Origin of the sequence: Desulfovibrio sp. ZJ200, from assembly GCF_011039095.1 — a bacterium.
Classification (GTDB): domain Bacteria; phylum Desulfobacterota; class Desulfovibrionia; order Desulfovibrionales; family Desulfovibrionaceae; genus Desulfovibrio.
In genome coordinates this window covers 1-4,948 of record NZ_JAAKEH010000087.1, presented here as the reverse complement: position 1 = coordinate 4,948, position 4,948 = coordinate 1, and the positions used below count along the sequence as shown (strand labels likewise).

Here is a 4,948-nt window from a genome sequence, read left to right as displayed (position 1 = left end):
TTCATTAGCAAAACGCTCTAGCCCCGGACGTACGTTAGTTACTCATGCACTCCACGGCGTTAGCCACACATGCGCAGGCATCCGCCTTCAGCAGGAACGTGGCCACGGCGTCATCGCCCTTTTCTCCCCTGGGCAGTTTCAGGCCGGAAACTGTCAGATCATCAGCAAGGGAGAAAGCAAGTTCCTGTTCGCCGTCCACTGCCAGCAACGCCATCTTGGTGATCCGCAGGCCCTCTTGCAGAGCCGTGGTCACTGCGCCCTGGTTGTTGACCACAACCACATGCGCCTTGTCTTCCTGTTGCTCCGGCGTGGCCAGCGTCACGGAGCAGCCGTTGGCGCTGACCTCGGCGCTCCCGTCCACGGGGATGTTTTCACGGAACGCTCTGTCGAAAACCGCCGCCATATCCGCTTTGGGCAACAACGGCGTGGGGGTAATGCCGAAGGTTTTGTGAAACAGCTCCAGCAGGATGGCCAGCACGCCTTCCGAAGCCGTGGAGACATAGAGGCGCTGCGCCTCCAAATCCCAGATGCAATCCGTCAGGGACGGAATGAAATCGGCCTTGGAAGTCACCGTGGACGTGATCGCCTCTTTTAGACATTTTGCTTTTGAAATTATTCAATTTCAAAAGCGGCGCTGCCATCATTTCGCCTGAAAAGCGTGGTTTTCAGGCTCATTCGGCGCGGGCGTCCGCTCCCGCGGTCGCCAGAGCGGTTGCCGTTTTCAACAGCAAACCGCTCTAATTCCTTCTTCCGCTTGCCTGAGACTTTGCCGCCATTGGCGGCGGCTTCCTCCCTGAGAGCTTCCGCCAGACGTATTTTGATAGTGGCGCTGGAGGGCTTGCGTTCGTCGATCCGCAGGGAAAAGGCCAGGAAGCGGCCGAAGTCCATGCCGAAGCTGAAATCAAGGTCAAGCGGATCAGTGAGGCCGACCCAGCCCACACGCTTGCCGTCAGGGCCGGGCGCGGGCGAAAAGGCATGTTCCCTCAGCTTCTCGGGATCCGGCTTTTTGGCCTGAGCCTCGAAAATTTTCATTGCCGTGGTGGAGCTCATGAAACCGGACATTGTTACTCCTTTCAGTGTTTGGGGGGATTGTCGTAATCAGGGCTGCCGTCGTCCTTGGCCCAATAGCGGGCCTTGCACATGGGGAAGCCCGAACAGCCGAACCACACGCCGCCGTTTTTTGTGGGCCGGGGCACCAGAGGCTTGCCGCATTTTTTGCATGTATGTTCAGACAGCGCCGGAGCCTTGCGGATTACGGGCCTGCCGTCCACATTGTCGTATTTTGCGCCGCACGCCTTGTCCGAGCAGGCAAAAAAGTCATATTGGCCGGAGCCGTCTTTTTTCGTGCCCTGAAGGTGGTGCAGGGGCTTGCCGCACTTCTCGCATAAAAAATCCGTCAGTTCCGCAGCTCCCTTTTCTTGTCTGAGGCCCGGCCGACCGTTGTCATCGGCAAAAATGGCTCCGCAGGCCTTGCAGCCCCAGAAATTCCAGCCTTTTTCCCTGGAGTAAACATGCCGGAACTGCTCCCGATCTCCGCAGGCCGGGCAAGGGACGGCATGCGCCTGGACGAACCGGCCCAGCTCTTCCATGAGCTGGGCATGGAACGCGCCCACGCATTGCACATAACTGACGTTGCCGTTGGCCACATCGTCGAGCCGTTCTTCCATGTGGCTGGTAAAATCCAGATCCAGAAAGCCGAATGCGCCCGCCAGAGCGTCCACCAGCTTTTCCCCGCGCGGCGTGGGCACGAGGAAAGCTTTTTCCTCCTTCACATAGGCGCGCGCGGCAATGTTCTCCATGATGGCGGCATAGGTGGCCGGACGGCCGATGCCGCGCTTTTCCATCTCACGGATCAGCGAGGCCTCGGAAAAACGGGGGGCGGGCTTTGTTTTTTTCATCTTCACTGCGCCCTGGACAGCCGTAGCCTGGCATCCGGCCTTGAGGTCCGGCACGGCGTTGTCGGGCTCCGCCTCTTCCGCGTCGGCCAGGGAAGCGTCCGCAGCCATGACCACTTTCCAGCCCTGTTCTCTGAGCGTCCGGCCTTTGGCCTCAAACACGGCCTTTTTGCCGTCCACTGCCACGGCTTTTCCGGTGGCCATGTGCAGCGAAGCCCCCGTGGCGTAGCCTTCGCAGAGGACAATTTCTCCCTGGGACAAGTCCTTGCCGTCCGCGCCGATCAGATGAAAATTGCCTTTTTTCCCAATGCCCGTGGCAAGACCCTTCCGGCCATCCGGCGCAATGGCCTGGAATCCCCGCAACTCGCCGTGGATGTTCCGCAGAGGAACAATCAGATTCCCCTGATCTTCCTTGAGGCCAAAGACTTCCACGCCTTTTTTCTCTAGATAGGGAGACGAGACGGCTGGACTGAAGCTGTCCCACATGCCCTGGCAGCGTTGGGCGGCAGCATCCTGCTCCCTGATCCGTTCCGCTTCCGCCGCCTGAAGCCGCGCGGCCCGTTCCTGTTGCTGCCGTTCCCGTTCCGCCGGCGAAAGCACAACGCCCGTGGCCACGAGCGTCACCTTTTCGCCGGTGACATGGTTTTGCGCCCACCCGGCGGGAATGCCGTCGCCGTGAAGGCAATACGCTCCATCCACGCCCCTGCCGCTTTTGGCGAGCAGAGGGACGCGGTGCAGCTTGCCGTCCAGTTCCGGGAGCCGGCCCTTGAGGTCCAGGCCCAGATCCGTCAGTTTGCGGGCAAACTCTTCCTGGGGAGAGAGATTTTCCGCCGGCGCGGCGGCACTGGCACTGGCGAAAGCATGTTCCAGCGGCGTCAGGAAACGCCGCAGAGGCTCAAGATTCGTGCCTTGCGGCGCGTACCACCGTTTTTACCTGCCATCCCAGCGGGCTCCCAGGGACTTGGCGGCCTCCTTGTCTTTGTAGGCCACATGGAGATAGGTTTTGGCCGGCGCAGGATCCAAAACCGGCGCGCCGGCAGGCGCGGCCATGCTGGCGGCCTCTTGCCCGCGTTCCACACTCTGCTCACGAGTCTTTTCCTTCTGCATTTCCAACCCCAGAACATAGTCGCGGCTCTGCTCCGCATCCCGGCAGGCACGCATGATTTCCAGCGGATCTTCCTTGAGCGCCTGTACCCAGGACTTCACATAGGCCGCATGTTGGCCGGGTTCATGACCCACACCAATGTCTTGTCCGACCATCCACGAACTGATTTCCGCGCGCAGTTCTTCCTTGGCATAGGCTTTGGAACCCCTGGGGCCGAACTCGCGGTTCATGCGCGTGGGCGCGCCCGTCCAGTGCCCAAGCTCGTGCAGGGCCGTGGCATAGTATTTGTCGGCCTGATCAAAACTGCCCTTGGGTGGAAGATGAATGCTATCAGACAGGAGGGAGTAGAAGGCCCGATCATGCTGATCATGCTTGATGACAGCGCCGGAATTGGTCAGGACAGCTTCAGCCTTTTCCTGGGGATTCCAGGCAAAGGCCTTCTCTTGCGCCGGGATCGGAGGGAAGTTTTCCACCTGCTGCGCATTGAAAACGCGCGCCATGCGCAGAATAGGCCGCTCAAGCGCGACAGTTTCCTTCAGGGGCTTGCCGTCATCGCCCAGAACCGGCTGACCATTTTCATCCAATCGATCCTGTTCTTTTCCTTCAGTCGTGAGAAGAGGGGCGTCCAGCACATCCTGAAGCGTCAGGGCCTGTTCCGCGAATGCTCCCATGCCTTCCGCCATTTCAGGATCCAGCGGCACGGCCAGGCCGTCCTGAGCCTGGTTGAAAGCGTCCTCGGCCACAGCGTTTACTTCGTCCTTATTCATGGTGTTCTCCTTGAGTGAAGGTGAAAACGGGCTCTACCCTGGTCATGCGCGCCAAAGGCACGAGCCCGAAAAAACGACTGTCAAAGCTGCCCGGATGCTCGCCCAGCACCAGGGCCATGCCCGCAGGGATCCCGCCGGAGCGCAGCGAGCCTGCCGGCAAGGGACGGCCCATGCTGTCGCGATCCCGAGCCGGCGCGGGCCAAAAGCGGCCCGGCCCGGTGACGGGCACGATTTTCATGCCGTCAGGCGTCACATCCACGGCATCCCCCGGCAAGCCGGCCAGACGTTTGAGCAGGGGACGCAGGCCGGAGGGGCAGGAGCCTGATTCAAGATAGCCGCGCTCCCTGGCCACAGGCGTCCAGACGGCAGACTCCAGGCAAAAGGCGACGAGATCGCCGCGCTCCGGAGCGCCGGGCGCAATGCGGTAAATGCCTTTGGGCAGGGATGGCGTGGGGTTGCAACGGAAGCCCGCGCCATGCAGCAGCAACAGCAGCAGGGAGAAAGCGGCAAAAAAGACTGAAAATGCCTTCATCCCCGATCCTCCAGAAAGCTCTCGAAGGTGGCGGGACGGACTTGCGCCGGCACATCCGGCTTTTTTCCCTCCCGGGGCTTTTCCACCGGAGAAAACCATTCCGCAGGGCGGGGAAAGTACAGCGAATCCGTGATGCCGTCGGGGTACTTTTCAGAAAGGCCAGGCGCGGGCATTTTGGAGCGCCGCGAAAATGTGGGATCTTTGAAATAGAGGATCTGCATCCCGTAAACAGGATACTGGCCGGCAGTGAAGATCAGCATATGGCCGGGTTTTGTGACCTTGCCCTCACTGTCTTTTTCCGCGCCGGGCAGGCGCGAGCATTCATCCGGCGTCAGCAGGGGCCGGGCCGTTTCCGCCATGTTGATGGAGCGGGAACGCCCGGCCTTGCCGATGGAGATGGAGGTTTTCTTTTCCACCACCGTGGTCTTGCCCGTCATTCTGGAAAGCAGCTCCGCCGTGTCCGGATCATTGGGCGCATAGGCAATGCGCACATGGCAGTTGGCCATAAGGGCATTGTCTTTGCCGTATGCCTCGTTGAGCTGCTTTAGAGCATTTTCACTCTGAAAATGCTCTGCTGACGCGAAAGCGGCAGCCGCCGCAACGCGGCGTACATTCAGGCGAAAACCGCGTTTTTCGCCTGAATGCCACC

6 protein-coding genes are annotated in these 4,948 nt (G+C 60.4%); all 6 read right to left on the bottom strand.

The features are described from left to right. Positions 1-34: 34 nt before the first annotated feature. Positions 35-571 carry a hypothetical protein gene (locus tag G7Y52_RS14450; protein WP_165073109.1) on the bottom strand — a complete coding sequence of 179 codons (537 nt, stop codon included), beginning with the start codon at positions 569-571 and terminating at the stop codon, positions 35-37. Positions 572-612: 41 nt separating this feature from the next. Then, positions 613-1,062 (bottom strand): hypothetical protein, encoded by a 450-nt coding sequence (locus G7Y52_RS14445; RefSeq protein ID WP_165073107.1) that lies wholly within the window; start codon positions 1,060-1,062, stop codon positions 613-615. Between the two features lie 11 nt (positions 1,063-1,073). Then, a complete protein-coding gene (locus G7Y52_RS14440) occupies positions 1,074-2,594 on the bottom strand; it encodes a DNA topoisomerase (RefSeq protein ID WP_241159777.1) in 1,521 nt (506 codons plus the stop codon). Between the two features lie 231 nt (positions 2,595-2,825). Then, entirely contained in the window at positions 2,826-3,767 is a 942-nt protein-coding gene (locus G7Y52_RS14435; RefSeq protein WP_165073105.1) for a zincin-like metallopeptidase domain-containing protein, read from the bottom strand. Continuing rightward, the gene (gene traF / locus G7Y52_RS14430) at positions 3,760-4,299 is read right to left on the bottom strand and encodes a conjugative transfer signal peptidase TraF (RefSeq protein WP_165073103.1); all 540 of its coding nucleotides are present in this window, start codon (positions 4,297-4,299) and stop codon (positions 3,760-3,762) included. The genes G7Y52_RS14435 and traF overlap by 8 nt, the downstream gene beginning before the upstream one ends. Next, positions 4,296-4,948, bottom strand: a 653-nt coding sequence (locus G7Y52_RS14425; RefSeq protein ID WP_165073101.1) for a type IV secretory system conjugative DNA transfer family protein, incomplete at its 5' end; no start/stop codon positions are given. The genes traF and G7Y52_RS14425, both read right to left, overlap by 4 nt.